This window comes from Rhizobium sp. RHZ02 (genome assembly GCF_014851575.1).
Taxonomy (GTDB): Bacteria; Pseudomonadota; Alphaproteobacteria; order Rhizobiales; family Rhizobiaceae; genus Rhizobium; species Rhizobium altiplani.
Genome location: NZ_JACUZX010000007.1, coordinates 88202 through 105016 on the forward strand (window position 1 = coordinate 88202; position 16815 = coordinate 105016).

At 58.2% G+C, this 16815-nt stretch carries 15 protein-coding genes; 12 read left to right on the forward strand and 3 right to left on the reverse strand.

Annotated elements, in window-relative coordinates:
• Positions 1-3: 3 nt before the first annotated feature.
• The 4 genes from IB244_RS13695 (at position 4) to IB244_RS13710 (ending at position 4076) form a co-directional block, all read left to right on the forward strand.
• Positions 4-657 carry an RraA family protein gene (locus tag IB244_RS13695; RefSeq protein WP_025659150.1) on the forward strand — a complete coding sequence of 218 codons (654 nt, stop codon included), beginning with the start codon at positions 4-6 and terminating at the stop codon, positions 655-657.
• Positions 654-1508: a carbon-nitrogen hydrolase family protein gene (locus IB244_RS13700; protein ID WP_192304578.1), complete on the forward strand. Its 855-nt coding sequence runs from the start codon at positions 654-656 to the stop codon at positions 1506-1508. The genes IB244_RS13695 and IB244_RS13700 overlap by 4 nt, the downstream gene beginning before the upstream one ends.
• A 111-nt stretch (positions 1509-1619) precedes the next feature.
• Complete coding sequence (locus tag IB244_RS13705; protein WP_192304580.1) at positions 1620-2702, forward strand: ornithine cyclodeaminase; 1083 nt, start codon at positions 1620-1622, stop codon at positions 2700-2702.
• Between the two features lie 18 nt (positions 2703-2720).
• Complete coding sequence (locus IB244_RS13710; RefSeq protein WP_192304582.1) at positions 2721-4076, forward strand: MmgE/PrpD family protein; 1356 nt, start codon at positions 2721-2723, stop codon at positions 4074-4076.
• Between the two features lie 66 nt (positions 4077-4142).
• On the opposite strand, the gene IB244_RS13715 is transcribed toward IB244_RS13710, so the two are convergent.
• A complete protein-coding gene (locus IB244_RS13715) occupies positions 4143-5513 on the reverse strand; it encodes an amidohydrolase family protein (RefSeq protein ID WP_192304584.1) in 1371 nt (456 codons plus the stop codon).
• A complete protein-coding gene (locus IB244_RS13720) occupies positions 5495-6193 on the reverse strand; it encodes a winged-helix domain-containing protein (protein WP_192304586.1) in 699 nt (232 codons plus the stop codon). Before IB244_RS13720 ends, IB244_RS13715 begins: the two co-directional genes overlap by 19 nt.
• Positions 6194-6984: 791 nt before the next feature.
• Between IB244_RS13720 and IB244_RS13725 the strand changes: the two genes are divergently transcribed.
• On the forward strand, positions 6985-7617 hold the full coding sequence (locus IB244_RS13725) for a response regulator transcription factor (RefSeq protein ID WP_192304588.1): 633 nt from the start codon (positions 6985-6987) through the stop codon (positions 7615-7617).
• A 219-nt stretch (positions 7618-7836) separates the two neighbouring features.
• A complete protein-coding gene (locus tag IB244_RS13730) occupies positions 7837-8553 on the forward strand; it encodes an autoinducer binding domain-containing protein (protein ID WP_018856392.1) in 717 nt (238 codons plus the stop codon).
• Positions 8554-8673: 120 nt separating this feature from the next.
• Here the strand turns inward: IB244_RS13730 and IB244_RS13735 are convergent, their stop codons facing one another.
• Positions 8674-9297, reverse strand: coding sequence for an acyl-homoserine-lactone synthase (locus tag IB244_RS13735; protein ID WP_025659158.1), 624 nt, complete (start codon positions 9295-9297; stop codon positions 8674-8676).
• 330 nt (positions 9298-9627) lie between these two features.
• On the opposite strand from IB244_RS13735, the gene IB244_RS13740 reads away from it, so the two are divergent.
• From IB244_RS13740 to IB244_RS13770, 6 genes are all read left to right on the forward strand, one after another.
• Complete coding sequence (locus tag IB244_RS13740; RefSeq protein ID WP_192304590.1) at positions 9628-10341, forward strand: 3'-5' exonuclease; 714 nt, start codon at positions 9628-9630, stop codon at positions 10339-10341.
• 167 nt (positions 10342-10508) lie between these two features.
• Positions 10509-11798, forward strand: coding sequence for a DUF882 domain-containing protein (locus IB244_RS13745; protein WP_192304592.1), 1290 nt, complete (start codon positions 10509-10511; stop codon positions 11796-11798).
• Positions 11799-12377: 579 nt separating this feature from the next.
• Positions 12378-13268, forward strand: a complete 891-nt coding sequence (locus tag IB244_RS13755) for a substrate-binding domain-containing protein (protein WP_169680818.1) — start codon at positions 12378-12380, stop codon at positions 13266-13268.
• Between the two features lie 105 nt (positions 13269-13373).
• On the forward strand, positions 13374-14891 hold the full coding sequence (locus tag IB244_RS13760; protein ID WP_192240528.1) for a sugar ABC transporter ATP-binding protein: 1518 nt from the start codon (positions 13374-13376) through the stop codon (positions 14889-14891).
• On the forward strand, positions 14888-15850 hold the full coding sequence (locus IB244_RS13765; protein WP_025659163.1) for an ABC transporter permease: 963 nt from the start codon (positions 14888-14890) through the stop codon (positions 15848-15850). The genes IB244_RS13760 and IB244_RS13765 overlap by 4 nt, the downstream gene beginning before the upstream one ends.
• A 19-nt stretch (positions 15851-15869) precedes the next feature.
• Complete coding sequence (locus IB244_RS13770; protein WP_192304594.1) at positions 15870-16814, forward strand: sugar kinase; 945 nt, start codon at positions 15870-15872, stop codon at positions 16812-16814.
• The last annotated feature ends 1 nt before the right edge of the window (position 16815 follow it).

A 16815-nucleotide genomic window follows, 5' to 3' on the forward strand; every position in this document is an offset into this window, starting at 1 on the left:
TCCGTGACAATGTTCTATCAATTGATGGATCGCCATCCACCCCTGAATCCTGACCTGATCGAACTATTGTCATCGGTAGAGACGGCGACGATTGGCCACGTGGAGCATGTGGGATTTGTGGGAAGTCAGGTCCTTCCGCTGTTCCCGGCTCATGCGGCCGGAGTTGCCGTAACCGTCGCGGCCCCTGGCCGCGACGGTTCTATCATCTACAAGGCGATCGACCAGCTCATGCCCGGCGATATGCTTGTGATCTCCCGTGTCGACGGCGATGACATCGCCTGCGTGGGAGGCGGGGTGGCAATGGCTGCCATGGCGAAGGGTGCCGTTGGCATCGTCGTGGACGGTCCATGTACTGATGTCGAGGAGATCGTGGAAGTTGGGCTGCCGGTCTGGTGCCGGGGTGTGTCCTCCAAGACCACCAATCGTCAATTCAGCATCGGTGGTTCCTTGAATGTTCCCGTCGCCTGCGGACGTACCGCCGTGTTGCCTGGCCAGGCCGTACTTGCCGACCGCTCCGGAGTATTCGTCGCCGATGCCAACCGGATGCGCCAAATCGCTGAAGCAGCAAGGCAACGCCAGCAAAGATCGGTCGCCGTGCGAACGCATCTGGCGGCAGGCAGATCGATTTTTGAATTCCAGCCGGAGACCGGATCGTGAAAATCGCGTTGATTCAAATGAACTCGCAACCGGACCGCCGCCGGAACCTGGTTCAGGCCGAGCGGCTGATGAACGAAGCGATGCGCGGAACTCCCGACCTGATTGTTCTCCCTGAGCACTTCGATTGGATGGGAGGTACCGCAGAAGACAAACGGAGCGCCGCCGATCGCGTCCCCGGGGGCGAGGCCTACGGTTTCATCGAGCGTTTTGCGAAGGACAATTCAGTCTGGATACATGCCGGCAGCTTGCTGGAACGGCAGCGCAACGACGGACCCGTGCACAATACGACGATCGTGTTTAATGCGCGCGGCGAGGAGGTCGGCCGCTATCGGAAGATTCATATGTTCGACATAACGGCGCCGAACGGGATGACATACGCGGAATCGTCGGTTGTGACGCCGGGCGATGATCTTCTTATCTACGAGTTGAATGGATACAGGATCGCATGCGTGATCTGCTACGATCTTCGTTTCTCGCGCCTGTTCGATCGGCTGGCCGGCGAGATGGTCGATATCTTCATTCTCCCTGCTGCGTTCAACCGCCAAACCGGACGCGCGCACTTTGAGGTGCTATGCAGGGCGCGGGCGATCGAGTATCAGGCTTACTTCGTCGCATGTGGTCAATGTGGCAGTTACCCAACTCCCGGCGGCCCGCGCCGGGAAACGTTAGGCCGTTCTCTTGTTTGCGACCCCTGGGGAACGGTGATTGGCAAAGCCGGCCACTTTCCGGCAGTTCTCCAGGTCGAAATCGATCCGCATCGCCTTGCCGAAGTACGGCGCCTGATTCCGATGTCAGAGCATCGGGTGCTCCTTGATGGCAAGCACCTCCACATCAAGCCGGAACGCATGTAGCGACGGCGTTTCGCAAGCGCTTTGCTTTCCCAGGAATTTATCCAAGTTTCATCCTGCCGTTTCCTCTGGATCGCTAGGTTCTTCCGAATTGGCGAGAAGGAGAAACCGTCCATGCAGGAACAGAACATTCAAGCTAGTCGCGACGTGAAATTTCTCAATTGTGAAGAGATCCGCGCCGCAGGCGCCGACCTGACCACGCAGGAGCTTCTGGACGCAACAGATGCGGCTTGGCGGGACATCCGGTCAGGAAAATCGTTTGGTGGCAAGTCCGTGCTGTCGCTGCCAGAGGAAGCCTTCTGGGAGGTCGAAAGCGTCGCTCCATTCAAGTCCCAGTTTGAGAACGATCGGTTGGGATGGAAATTGTCGTGCCTCTACAGCGTCAATGATCAATTCGGCGGCGTCAAGATCATCGGTGCCAACGCGTTCAACCGCAATCTCGGCTTTCCGCGATCGACCTCGACCGTACTGCTGCTGGAGAAGCGAACCCTGCGCCTCGTGACGGTTCTGGAAGGAACCGCAATGTCCGCCCGGCGCACGGGCACCTATGCAACGACGGTTCTGGGCATGTTCACGAATCCAACGGATAAGCTATCAGTCTTTTTGTTCGGGTCGGGCCCAATCGCCCGCAGCGTGATTGAGTGCCTTGATTTCCGTTTCGCAGACAGGATCGAAGAGATCGTGGTGCGTGGGCGTAGCAGGGAAGGCCTTGAGGCACTGATGGCAGACATCGCGGGTTGCACGACGATCCCAGTCATCCCTGCAAGCGACACCACACGCCTACCGTTCTGCCGGTTTGTGATCACGGCCACGAATGCCAGAACACCTCTGTTTGACGATTGCGCCCTTCATCGACGCGCCATATCGCTGCATCTCGGTGGAGATGAGGTCCCAGAGACCTACCTCCAGCGAGCACTTCGATCGGGTCTTGTCGTCTGCGATGACGTAGCGACCGTCTCTCGCCGGAATTCGCAAAGTATTGCGCTGCATTTCTCCAGGCGCGGCCTTTCCCTCGAGCAGATCGGCCCGTTGATTGGAGTTGCAGAGCTTTCGGGCTCCGGTGATTTGCACGTCGAGCAGGAAGGTCCGACCTGCGTCACCTGCGTTGGCCTCCCGATGCTCGATCTCTATGTCGCACAGGCGACCTACAAAAAATACCGTGCGTACAACGATCACATGCTGGCAACCCGGACTTGATGGAAGGGAGGCGGTTCATTGTACCTTTCCGAAATACTCGCCGAACATATCTCGGCTGTCGCCGCTCGACCTCCCCTTGCCGAGACGCGCAACATGGCAATCCGGTGTGTTCTTGATCTTATCGGTGCTGCCATCGTCGGTCATTCCTCCGACAGTGCAACGGCAGCGCGCCGATCCGCAGCTACCCTCTTTGGCAAAGGCGATACGCCGATATGGTTTTCGGGACAGGAATTGGCCGCTGTCGGCGCCCTTTTCTGTAACGCAGCAGCGGCCTGCGCCCTTGATATCGACGACGGTCACCGGGCAGCACGAGGCCATCCCGGAGCCTCAGTGGTAACGACTGCCCTTACCATCGGCTCGATGCAACAGCTTGGCGGCGACGACATCATCGCTGCAATTGTCGCAGGCTACGACATTGGAGTGAGGACGGCAGCGGCACAGAACCCGCAAACTATTTCCACGCGGCAGTCGGGACGCTGGGCTGCCATCGCATCCGCCGCAACCGCGGCGGTCTTGCTCAAGGCTTCACCAGGGGTGACTGCTCAGGCGCTTGCCATTGCCGGCGTGCTTGCCCCGAACCAGCAGGCAAATGGTAGCTCTGGTTACTCGAAGATGACCGGCAACGACGTCAAGGAAGGCATCCCGTGGAGTAGTGCCACGGGGCTTATGGCTCTCGAGCTTGCGCGTCGCGGTTTTACGGGTCCTTCTGATCTGTTTGATCACCCTGACTACTACGACCCACGCCTGCTACTCGGAGAACTCGGTCACCGTTGGGAGATCCTCGGCACTTACTTCAAACCCTATGCGTGCTGCCGCTACATACATCCGGCTCTCGATCGGCTTCTTGAGCTTGTTGAACGCTATGGTCTGACGTCAGAGACCCTCATCTCGATCGATGTCGAGACGTTCGGCTGGGCGCTCCGGCTTGCAAATCGCACCTCGCCGGAGAACCTCGTCGATGTCCAGTATAGTCTTCCCTACTGTCTCGCGATTGCCCTTGTTGACGGCTCCTCCGGATTGTTGCCGATAACAACCAAGTGCCTTGCACGCCCGGATCTCGTTGCTGCTGCAAAGAAGGTTCAGCTCGTGGTTCATCATCAGAGCGACCGCCTCTTTCCGGCCGAAACCCTGGCACGCGTCACTGTTCAAACAAAAAATGGCAAGTTTGTTTCCGACTTGGGTGGCCCACTCGGAGATCCCGGCTTGCCGCTGCTGTGGCACGGTATAGAGGAGAAGTTCTGTCGATTGACAGCCGCCAGGCTTACGCCGGGGAAGCGACAAGCCATTGTCGACGGCGTGCTGGCACTGGCGCAGGGCGAGGCAGGACCGCTATTTACGGAAATGCCACAGTATTTGGACATGCACGAGGATTGACAGGGTTCATCGCAATGTGAGCGCGTCATGTGGGCACACTACGTCCTTATGCTGGAACCGGACGCTTCATGGGTGCTTGGGGATTTTGTCGCTTCTCGCACCGTTCCAAACGGCAAATCGGCCATTGATCATCAGGTGCCGCACGCGAGCAAGATTGTGGCTTTCGACAATCGCAACATCGGCACGCTTTCCAGGAGCGAGAATGCCCCTGTCTCCCGCAAACTCGGGGAAAATCCGAGCAACGTTGCCGGTTGCAAGCGCTATCGCGCAAGGCAACGTCGTCTGCTCTCGTTGCACCATGCGGTTGATCGCTGCAAGGATGCTGTCCCAATCGCCGCCGGCAAAATCGGTAGACAAGGTATCGACAAGCCCCTCACGGACCAGGAGGTCGATGTTGGTCGCGTCGTTGCGCCAACGGGTTGTAATGCAGTCGAGTGTTGAAACGTCGATGACGACGCCACGCTTCTTGAGTTCGCGTGCGGAGGCAACACATTCATCCGGACGAAACGAGGGATGGTTGGCGTGAGCCGCCACAATGCGGGCTGATGGATATCGCACTGCCAGGTTCAATAATGTTCGTGCTGTTGGGAGCGCGTGGTGGAATATGCCTGGCAGGCCATAGTGCGCACTGGCTGCGGCAATCTCCTCCAGTCCTCTCAAGGAGAGCGCGACAGGGGGCATGACGGTTTTCGTTATCAGCTCCACAAGTTTCTGGGCGGACATGATCGATAACAGACCGCATTCGGCGAGAAGTGCTTCGATCAGTTCAGTTGGAGCTGCGTCCTTACCGTCGAGGGTGCGTCCAAGGACGGCTTCTTTGAGACTTCGCGCCCATTTCGGGGAGAGCCTGATGCCCGACAATGCAAATATCGCGTCCGGTATGAAGCGATAGTCCTGGGCCCCTCCCCCAAGCGTTTGACCACCGCCGGCTTCGCCAAGCGCTCGCACCCCAGCACCAATCATCGTCTCGATGGTCTCTGCATGATGACGGTCGCTGAGACCGGCGCCGTCAATTGCAAGTGCGGCGCGAAGGTTGCTCGGCGTATGCGCGCTCGTGATATGTATGTCGAGAGGATGGTTGTTTCGCCCATCGTCGATTTCATCGGCCAGTGCGAGGCCGCAGACATTCAGGAGAGTAGAGGTGCCGGAAAGCAGGTGTCGGTTGCGAAAGTAATCGACGTCGCTCGACCGAAAGGGCTTGGACCCGCTCGGCATCGAGGGGCCGTGCACACACCCATGCGCATGCGCGTTGATAATGCCGGGAATGATCGTGTAGCCGTCGGCGTCGATGACAAGCGATCCCGCGGCGGCCGCAAGCTGACCCTCCGCGACCTGGACAATCGTTCTGCCGCGAACACGGACGGAACCGCGGGTGTGAACTGTTGATCCATCTCCCGTGACAACGCGGCCATTGAGGATCAAGGTTTCGTACGCCATCGCGCTCTCCTTTCGGGCAGGGAGACGGAGCCGATGCCATAGCCGATGCCGCGCACCGTACGAATGGGGTCAGGGGCTCCCTCAATCCTCAGACACCTGCGCAGTCGCCCGATGTGGACGTTCACCGTCTTGCAATCGACGTATATTCCACTTGGCCAGCACTGCCTGATGATCTCCCTGCGGTCGGAAATCCTGTCGGGCTGAAGAAGGAAGTAGCGCAGGATGGCAAACTCGATCCGTGGAAGGTAGACGGGGCAATCGGCACGCCACACGCGCCGCGCCGCCACGTCCATCTCGATGTCGTCATATCTCAGGCGCTGTGTCGTGCCTTGCATCATCAATGCACGAAGCAGATGACTGGGCGGAACCGGTCGGGTAAAGACTTCATCGGCGCCCGCGTTGAGGAAGGCGAGACCCTGGCCATGCGCCCCCGGGTCAACCAGGGCGACAATGATGATCGCGCTGCCTGCTCGAAGATCGCAAATCTGCGCACAGGCCGAAACTGCGTCCCTGACCCGGCCGTCAATCAGAAGCGCACAGACGCTGTCTTGGCGCGCGGCGATAACGATGTCATTGGCTTCTGACTGCAGGCTCGTCGCAAAGCCGGAATGCTCTAGAAGGTGGCGGGCAATGAAGCACAGATCGCCGTCCCCTGAGCCGATAACAATCGTCGGTCTCATGGCATACTGTCGCTGTTGTTGTGTTTTGGCACCCGTACAATCTCACGATAGAGGGTGCGCTTCAAACATTGATGTCCAACGCTCGATTAAGAAATATTTCTACGATGTTCACACGACATCTAAGAACGGGACGAAGCAGACGGCACCTGTCGGACATTACGCCTTGGTATCCCCAAGTGCTGGTTTTCCATTGATATGAATGGCCAATGAATTGATTTGTCGTGAAATTGGAGGCTGCAAAGGAACGGCTGCATAATTTTGTTCTCACCTCGTCCCCTCCGGAGAACTAGATGTGTACCCCTTTGGAAATGTCGAACGCGTCGTTGGAAGAAAGCAGACTGGAGGATGAGGAGCACTGCAATGATCCCCATGTGGCAGCAAAACCCCTACCCTGCCTGACCTGTCGCAACCTCTCCTGTAAAGGACGCAAGGCTCAGCCGCAGCTGGACGGCGCCGGCAACGGCACGGCCCCAACGAATGAGCCCATCGAGTGATAGTGCCGATCATCTTGAGTTTAGTCTTCTCGACATAAGTAACACGCAGAGGTTGTAAGTCGCCTTTAAAGATTAATCGAAATGCCTGAGAAGGCGGGATTAGCAATTATGCGAGTTGGCAAGAGTAAATATTGACCGCAACCTTAGAGGGATTATCGTCGGACCTGTCATACGCTTCCGACGTGGCATTCAATCCATAAGGGCAGGCGGAGAGAACTCATTCAAGCGAAGATCATCTTTGCGGATAACGGCGGCACGGATGCTCATCCAATCATTGCTGCAATCGAAAAGGAGGCGATGGCTGTGTCGGTGGTACACTCCATCCTTCAACTGCGAAGGCATCTCTATCGATCGCAATATGACGCGGTGATCGTCGATGCCGTTTCATCGCCAAACGAAGCAATCGACTTCTGTCGGCAAATCAGGACCAGCAGCGCCATCCCGATCTTCCTTGTTGTGGAGCCCTTCAAGGCGGATCTGATCGTGTTGGCGCTAGAAGCCGGGGCCGATGATTGCATGTCACCTCCCGTCTCGATCCCTGAATTTGTCGCCAGGATCAACAACCTTCTGAGACGTGCCTCACACGCCCGCATTCCCACACATCGGCAACCGCTAGCATTCACCTTCGCCGGCTTTCGTCTCAGCGTTCTTGAACGCCAGCTTTGGGGTCCGGACTGCCAGATCGTTGATCTCACCTCTGCAGAATTCGATCTGCTGCTGGCACTGTGCCGGAACCCGGGAAGGCTGATGCGACGCGAAGAGTTGCTGACATCGACGCATGCCGGTGTTGCAGGACCCGTGACGCGCAGCATCGACGTCCACATCAGCCGTCTGCGTCAAAAGATAGAACACGATCCGCCGAACCCTCGCCTGCTCAAGACAGTGAGACTTGGAGGATATGTTTTCACGGCCGACGTGATGGCGGGCTAGGCCATGTCCGCGAACTATTAAGTTTTGTTTCCGGACACCGTTCCAATTGATGCGCGAGAACCATGCAACTAATCGTATGCACGCCTGATCGTCATGGACGGGCTGAAAGCTGGGTTGGCGTCGCGCAGGCGACGACGGGGTTCATTGAATTGCGCAAGGGTGGTCGTCGACATCAGCGTCCACATGGAGCTTTGCGCATCCTGGGGGAGCTTATCGGCTATGAATATGCGTACTCTTTTTCACGAAATGATCGATTCGACCGCGACAACGTCCACGGAGGATTCGCTTCGCGCCGCCGTTGCGAGGATCACCACCAAGCATGGTTTCGAGCGCTTCGCATATCTCAATCTCGACGCCGTAAGCGCCAGGAGCTTTGCCGTATCGAACTATCCGCAGGACTGGCAGGCGATGTATTTCGGCCGCTCATACATGGCGCTGGATCCCGTCGTCACTATGGGCAAACGGATGATGCGGGCGTTTCAGTGGTGCGTCGATGAGCAACGACGACGGGCGACGAAAGACGAGCGCGGTTTCTGGGACGCGGCGTCGCAGTTCGGCATTCGCGCAGGGGTGACTGTGCCGATACGCGTATGCTACGGGCAGGTTGCAATGCTGACCCTGGCTTCCTCTCAAAATTTGCGTCCAAGAGAATTCTGCGAAACCGAATGCGCCGTCGCCGCAACCTCGGCAACGTTTCTGCATTCGCGTCTCGTCTCGACGAATTGTCCGACAACCCAGCGCCAGCCCGGTTTGTCCGACCGCGAGGCGCTGTGCTTGGGATGGATAGCCGCGGGGAAGTCGATGCAGGACATCGCCGAGATCCTTGGCTTGAACTACCACACCGTTCGCTGGGATCTCGACAACATCCGCGCGAAACTCAACGTAAAGAACCTGAAACAGGCACTTTCCCTGGCGCTGCAACTGGGTTTGATCTGACAGTTCCTATCGAAGAACCTGTTCGGCCACCGCGGCCGAACAGTCCTTTGGCGTCTCTCGATGGCGAGATGAATACATCCCTCAAGTGCGGATGCGCCGGACGCCGATCCAATGTCTGCCTTACGCCACCTTCACCCTTTCGACGAATTCAGAATGGTAGTCGGCGGGACAGATCCGCTCGAAGGTTGCCTGGTCGGCGGCGAGAACACCCGCAACACTTGGCGTTTCGTTGATGAGGCGAGGTTCTCCCAGACGTCTCATCGGCCAACCGGAGCGATTGAGAAGTCGCTCGAGCCGGACATCGGTTACTGTGACGATCTCGTTGTAGCCGTTGAGAAAGGACCATTCCGCAATTGCGGCAAACATGGTCCGGGTCGCCAGATGCAGCGGACGCCCCTCCATTCCGTGACAATGGTCGATGTCGACACAGAAGCGCGAGCTTTCGATCATGGACGCATGAGGGCGGAACGTGTCACCACCCCCAAGCAAGCATGAAAATAGAGTTTGCAGCATCGTTGGGCCACAGGCAGGAAGAAGGCGCGCGCAGCCAACGACATTGCTTTGCTCATCGATTGCCAGAATGTAGGTCGGCTCAAGCGCGTCGAATTCGTCGCACTCGCGCTCGCCCTTACACGCGACCCAGCCTAAGCGTTGCGCAAAGACACGGGCGCGCAGCCGATACATTTGTTCAAGGAGACCTAGGTCACGGGATGTTCGGGGTTGACTGAGTGCGACTGCCTGCATGGATCAAAATCCTCCGCAATTTGGGTTACGCAATCAGCGTGAACGGAGGTGACAAAGATTTGAACTCGCAGATTTGCGGGTCGAGACAAACGCCTGCGCCGAGACGGGAGAATGTCGCTCAAGGACGGACCGAGCTGGTTGCATACGATGAGTACGGGAATTCGCAAGCGCGATCCCATTGGACAGGCCCCGGTGCCCCCTGGAGGTGACCCCGTTCCATGCAGAAAAGGTGGGGATACTGTCCGTCATCGAGAAACACCTGGCTTTGCATTGATGTAATGTGGGACGGCGCCACGTTCTAAAATGCGGCTGAGCTGAACGAAGGACTGAATGACAAAACAACTCGATATGTTTGCTTCGACGCTGGCGGCCAGCGAACTGCAAATCGAGCGTATTCGCCGAACCGATCGGAAATCGATCGGTTGGAGTGCAGAGGAAATGGTTGAATGCCTGGAGGCAACCGGGGACTACCGCGTGTTACGCAGGCTTGCTCCCCGTTCCGCTCCCACACGTCGCCGACCGGAATTTGGACGCCTGGGCGTTCTCATCGACACCGAGACGACCGGCCTTGATCACCGCAAGAACGAGATCATCGAGATCGGTGCGGCCTGGGCGTGTTCGGTCTCTGAGATCGACTGGAGCGCGCGCGGTTTCGCGGGCACAAAGCTCGGCTACCTTGTCGGTCAGGCAGGCTATTTCCACGTTGGCCATCGCGCCGTTGACGATTGCTTCGCGTTGCTGGAAGTCCTCGACCATCAGAAAGCGGAAGCTGAGAAGCCTTTCGCCGAACTGCTCAGGGCCTCCGAGCGATCGCGCGCTCGTCTGTTTGCCGAACACAGTCCTTTCGACATGAAGGATCACCTCAAAGCACGGGGATATCGTTGGTCTGACGGGAGCGACGGTCGTCCGAAGTCCTGGTGGATCGAAGTCGACGAGGATCTTCTGGCAGACGAACTTCACTTCCTGCGAACTGAAATATACCGTTGGGACGATGCCGACCCGCCGGTCCAGCACCTGACTGCGCTGGAAAGGTATAAGGCGTAAGCTTCTACGCCTGGTCACTTCCTCTACCCGCCAGGCATGCAGCAAAATGCGAATCCCCCAGGATACGTCAACAGGTTGTTAGGACATTGTTGACCATAATTGCCTCTCGCATGCCTGGCTTTGCAAACCGTCTGCACGCCTGCCGGGCCAAAGGGTTGAGGTTGGCCATGTCTGATGATCCGGAAAGGCGGTTGACGCCGTGCATCTTCGGTGCTGTCGGCAGAGCACTATGGTCGATCGCCAGACGCGCTCGGCAAGCGGCGATCGCAACACTCGCCGTTCTCCTATCAGGAATGACCGCCGAGGCAGAGGATCGTGCCTTGAAGCTCTTTTTTACGCACACCGGAGAGCGAACCACGATCACGTTCAAACGCGACGGAAGATTTGATCCGAGAGGGCTCGCGCAGATCAATCGCTTTTTGCGTGACTGGCGGAAAAACGAACCCACGCGGATGGATCCGCGTCTGCTCGATCTCGTCTGGGAGGTTTATCATCGCAGCGGTGCGCGTGACTATATCCACGTTGTATCAGCTTACAGATCTCCGACGACGAACAAGATGCTGCGCTCGCGTTCTCGAAGCTCCGGCGTTGCAAAGACAAGCCAGCATATGCTTGGCAAAGCGATGGACTTCTACATCCCTGGTGTGAAACTGCAGACATTGCGGGCGCTTGCCATGCAGTTGCAGATCGGCGGTGTTGGATACTATCCCCGTTCCGGGTCCCCCTTCGTGCACCTTGACGTCGGTCGAGTAAGGGCGTGGCCGCGGATGTCGCGGCAGGAACTCGCAAGCCTATTCCCGAATGGCCGCACCATGCATGTTCCGGCTGACGGCAGACCCCTTCCGGGCTACGCCCAGGCTGTCGCCAACCACAACAAGCGCATTCAATCGGGTTCGATCGAGAATGCTGCAACAGCCGATGAGGAAGATGCTGTCGAACCCGGCCAGGCGAGCCCTTCGGCAGGCCCCATCGAGGTCGCACTCGTTCCAGTCCCATCCAGCCGCGCCGAGAGGGCCCTTGCCCACCAGGCAGGCCCAAATTCGGTCACTGCCCGGGCGAACGGCCAGGCGCCAATCGCGGATCTTTCCTTGTATGCCGTTCCGATCCCGAATTTCCGGCCTCCGGAAGAGGCGGTGGGTGCAGCGATTGATCCAACTCAGACGGCATCTATCGGTGCCGCGGAACCGGAGCAAAATACACGAAAGTTCCTCCCTATGCTCAGGGAAGGTCCGTCTGGCTTCACGCTGTCCGCACGGTCAGCTGCCTCGTTGCCGATGTCCGGATCGTCCGAACTTCAAGCTGGTATTGGGAGCGTTTCGGCAAGGCGGCTTTTAAGTTGGGCTCTGCATTTGCCGGACAGGGCGCCGCGCCTTTCTGCACCGTATGGTCATCGACGCCTGATCATTCTCGGCTCGGATCGTGGTCCATACAGCGCCTCTCTTGCGACTTCACCTTAGTTTGAAAGTGATGGTCCCAAACGTCTGGCTGCAAAGCATTTTCGGCAGCTTTAGCGAACGACGGTCATCATAGATCCCCAGTCCGTCGCCCGTCTGGATGAGTGCTGCGCGCGCATCGCAAGCGGACGCATTTCCGTTGATGTCAGACATGCCCTGACGGCGGCGATGTAGTCTTCACCATCGTCGATTGGCCAGGCGGCCGGCAATGCCTCGGCGACTTCGCCAGGCGTATTGACCAGCCTTTATTTCCAGCGCGAGGCTCGTGCGAAGAATAAGTCCGGGATCGTCAGCATTCCATGTTTGACAAGCCGTCAATATCTGCATGTCGAACTCCCGAGTACCGTGTGACGCGACGGTGCCGCTGCAACTCATGGATATCCCATGTATTGGCGCGAAGTGGTTGCCAAGGTGATGTCGCCGAAAGCTGTCAAGGAGAGCAGCTCTGTACATATTTTATCGCGCGTATCTTTTAAAGTTGACGCGCGTTAATTTTGAAAGTATCTCTCCCGCCATCCGCTGACGACAGGAGGCCCGTCTCGCGGATGTGGCTCAACGGCCTTCGTTACATTGGGGAGGATCATGTCTCTTTCTTCTTTCGCAAAATCCCTGCTTGCCGGCGCAACCTTTGCCCTTGCGGCCGCATCTGCGCATGCTGACGGAATTGGTGTGTCACTGCTGACGCAGCAGCATCCGTTTTACAACGAGCTGGCAAAGGCGATTACCGCCGAAGCCAAGGAGAAAAACGTCAACGCCGAAATCGCCATCGCCAACCAGGATCTCAACAAACAGCTGGCGGACATCGAAGACTTTATAGTCAAGGGTGTCGACACAATCATCATGTCGCCGGTCGACAGCAAGGGCGCTTTGGCCGCTGTCATGCGTGCGCAGACCTCGGGCATCAAGGTTGTCACTGTCGACGTTCCCGTCGAAGGCGCCACGGTCGCCTCCTACATTGGCACCGATAACTATGCTGGCGGCGTCAAGGCCGGCGAACTCATGGCCGAGCAGCTGGGCGGCAAGGGCAATGTCGCGATCATTGACTACCCGCTCGTGCAGTCTGTCGTGAATCGCGTTAACGGTTTCAAGGACGCCATTGCCAAGCATCCCGACATCAAGATCGTTTCAATTCAGACCGGCATTACCCGCGCAGAAGCGCTGGCCGTCGCACAGAACATGCTTCAGGCCAATCCCGACATCAACGGCATTTTCGGCTTTGGCGACGATGCGGCACTTGCCGCTTCTGTTGCTGTCAAGTCGGCAGGCCTGACCGGCAAGGTGAAGGTGATCGGCTTTGATGGCATGCCTGAGGCAATCAAGGCGGTCGACAGCGATCCCGATATGGTCGGCGTGATCCAGCAGTTCCCGGACCAGATGGGCAAGCTCGCGGTCGATACCGCGGTAAAATTGAAGGCCGGCGAAACCGTTCCGGAAAGCCAACCGATCGTCCCGGGCGTCTACGTCAAGAAGTAACACTCCTCCTCCCGAGACGGCTTTTCCAGAGAAAAGGACCGCTCACTTCCGATGGCCCACGCCTTGCCGTGGGCCATCGTAACGCTCGACCTGAAGGATGACGTCATGGACGCCGCATGCGGTAGTACAATCCTCGAAATCAAGGGTGTGACCAAGGTGTTCGGCGCCGTCTTGGCGTTGAAGGACATGCAGCTCAGCGTGCGACGCGGCCGCGTACACACCATCCTCGGCGAGAATGGAGCCGGCAAATCGACGTTGATGAAGATCCTTGCCGGGGTTTACCAGCCGACGTCGGGTACGATTGTCCTCGACGGTGCGCCCTATCATCCCGCCAATCCCCAGGATGCGGCCCATGCCGGCCTAACCATCGTCTTTCAGGAACTTAGCCTTTGCAACAACCTGACTGTCGCGGAAAACATCCTCGCCACGCGCGAGCCCACACGCGCCGGCTTCATCAACGACAAGGCGCTCGTGCGCAAAGCCGCCGAGCTCGTAAATGAACTTGGCTTGCCGGTCTCCGTTACCGATAAGGTCGGGGACCTGTCGATCGCCCAACGCCAGCTGGTCGAGATCGCCAAGGGCCTCAGCATCAACGCCAAGGTCGTCATTCTCGATGAACCGACCTCATCACTCAGCGACAGCGAGGCTGAGATCCTGTTTGAGATCATCGCGCGCCTGAAGTCGCAGGGCGTCGCCATCATCTACATCTCCCACCGCATGGAGGAAATCATGCGGTTGAGCGACGACATAACGGTTGTTCGCGACGGCAGCTATATCACCACCCGCGACAAGACCGAGACGACGATCGACGAGCTGATCGCGCTGATGGTCGGTCGCGACATGAACGAGATCTATCCGCCCCGCGCCGTGCCAGCGCCCGCAATCGACGTGAAGCCGGTGCTTGCGGTCAAGGGTCTGTCGCGCGAGGGTGAGTTTCAGGACATTTCCTTCGATGTCAGACCCGGCGAGATTCTTGGTTTCTTCGGCCTGATCGGCTCCGGACGATCCGAGGTGATGAACACGCTGTTTGGCGTGCACCATTCATCGGCAGGCTCGATCGCCATTGACGGTGCGGAGGTGAAAATTGCCTCGCCTGTCGACGCGATCAACAGGCACATCGGCTTCGTCACCGAGAACCGCAAGGAGGAAGGCCTGGTTCTCAGCCACAGCGTTGAAAGCAACATATCGATGGCGGCGCTCGATGAGTTTGCTGGTCGGCTCGGCTTCCTAGCGCGCCGGCGAGAGCGGCTTGCCGCTGCCAGCGAAATCGGCAGGCTCGCGATCAAGACCACCTCGCTTGAGACGACAACTGGCTCACTTTCGGGCGGCAACCAGCAAAAGATTGTGCTCGCCAAGTGGCTTTTGACCAAGCCGAGAATTCTCATCCTTGATGAACCAACACGCGGCGTCGACGTCGGTGCCAAATTTGAAATCTACAAGATCATCCGCCAGCTGGCGGCGGAGGGCACAGCAATCTTGCTTGTCTCCTCCGAGCTTTCCGAAGTCATCGGCATGAGCGACCGAACCGTGGTCATGAGTGAAGGCCGCATGACGGCGATCGCAGACAAAAGCCAGATGACGCCGGAACAGATCATGAGCTTTGCGACGGGATTCCTATCATGAATGACAAGCTCGCGGCCAACGCCGCCTTCATGCGCGTAATGAAACAATATGGCGGCATCTTCCTGTCGCTGATCGTTCTCTGCGTGATCTTCTCGATCACAAACCAGCGCTTCATGTCGCTGGCGAACTTCCTGAATGTGCTGCAGCAGGTCGCTGTGATCGCCATTGCGGCCTTCGGCATGACCTGGGTGATCCTTCTCGGCGAGATCGATCTTTCGATCGGTTCCATCATCGCGGTTGCCGGGATGGTCGGCGCGCAATGTTTTCTATTCGGCCTCGGCTTCGTGCCAGCGGTCTTGCTAACGCTGTTCGCCGGCGCGTTTCTCGGTTTCGTGAACGGCGTGCTGACGGCGAAATTTCTTTTGCCGTCCTTCATCGTGACCGTCGCGACCATGGGCATCTATCGCGGCCTCGTCAGCCTGCCGACTAATGGCGCGCCAGCCATGATCATGGATCCGAGCTGGACTGCGATTGGCACCCAGAGCCTTCTCGGCATTCCCCTTGTCATCTGGTTCGTTGCCGTGCTTTTCGTCTTCAACCACATCCTTTTGTCGAAGACGACCTTCGGGCGCCGTGCCTATTTGACCGGCGGTAACCGCGAAGCGGCCCTTTATTCCGGCATCAAGGTGGACCGGCTGAAGATTGTCATCTTTATGATCTCGGGGATCATGGCGGCGATCAGTGGCATCCTGCTTTCCTCCCGCCTGTTCTCTGCCCAGACGAATGCAGGCATGAGCTACGAGCTTGATGCAATCGCAGCGGCTGTTCTTGGCGGCACAAGCCTGTCGGGTGGGGTCGGCACCATGATCGGCACGCTGATTGGCGCGCTCATCATCGGAGTGCTCAACAACGGTATGAACATGCTATCGGTTCCCTACTTCTACCAGCTCATCGTCAAGGGCCTGGTCATTCTCGTGGCCGTCTATCTCGACGTGCGCGCGAAGCGGGCGAAGCAATAAGAAAAGGGAAGCACCCGGCATGTCCAAGATACTTACCATTGGCGAAATTCTCGTCGAGATCATCGCTACGCAACGCGGCGATGGCTTCCGCGAGGCTGTTCCACTCATCGGACCTTTTCCGTCCGGCGCACCAGCGATCTTCATCGACCAGGTCGGTAAGCTCGGCCAGGAATGCGCGATCATTTCCCGCGTCGGCGATGACGACTTCGGCTGGGTCAACATCGACCGGCTAGAGGCAGACGGCGTCGACATCTCCGGTATCGAGATCGTGCCGCAGGGCACGACAGGCAGTGCTTTCGTGCGCTATCGCGAGGACGGGAGCCGGGCGTTCGTTTTCAACATCCGTCACAGCGCCTGCGGCACCATCGAGTTGTCGGACAACACGCTCGCCCTCATCGATACCTGCACCCACATGCATGTGATGGGGACGGCGCTCTATGCTCCGAGCGTCGTCAAGAGCATCCTGACGGCGACCGAAAGGGTCAAGGCCCTTGGCGGAACGGTATCCTTCGATCCAAACCTGCGGCCCGAAATACTTGATGCGCCTGGCATGCGCGAGGCGCTGCAAGCCGTGCTCGCAAAGACCGACCTCTTCATGCCGAGCGGCGAGGAGCTGTTCCTTTTTGCCGAGGCCAAGACAGAGAAGGAGGCCGTGGCCGAACTGCTTGCCAAGGGCATCAAGGCGATCGTCATAAAGCGCGGTGACAAGGGGGCCAGCTATTTCGACAAGGATACGTGGCTCGATCAGTCGGGCTACAAGGTCGAGGAGGTCGATCCGACCGGCGCCGGCGACTGCTTCGGCGCAGCTTTCGTGACCTTCTGGCTCGCCGGCTTGGAACCCGCAGCAGTCCTGCGCTACGCCAATGCGTCCGGTGCACGCGCCGTGACCAAGGCAGGCCCGATGGAGGGCGCCTCGACCCGCGCAGAACTGGACGCGCTCATCCAATCGCAAGGGAATCCGTAAC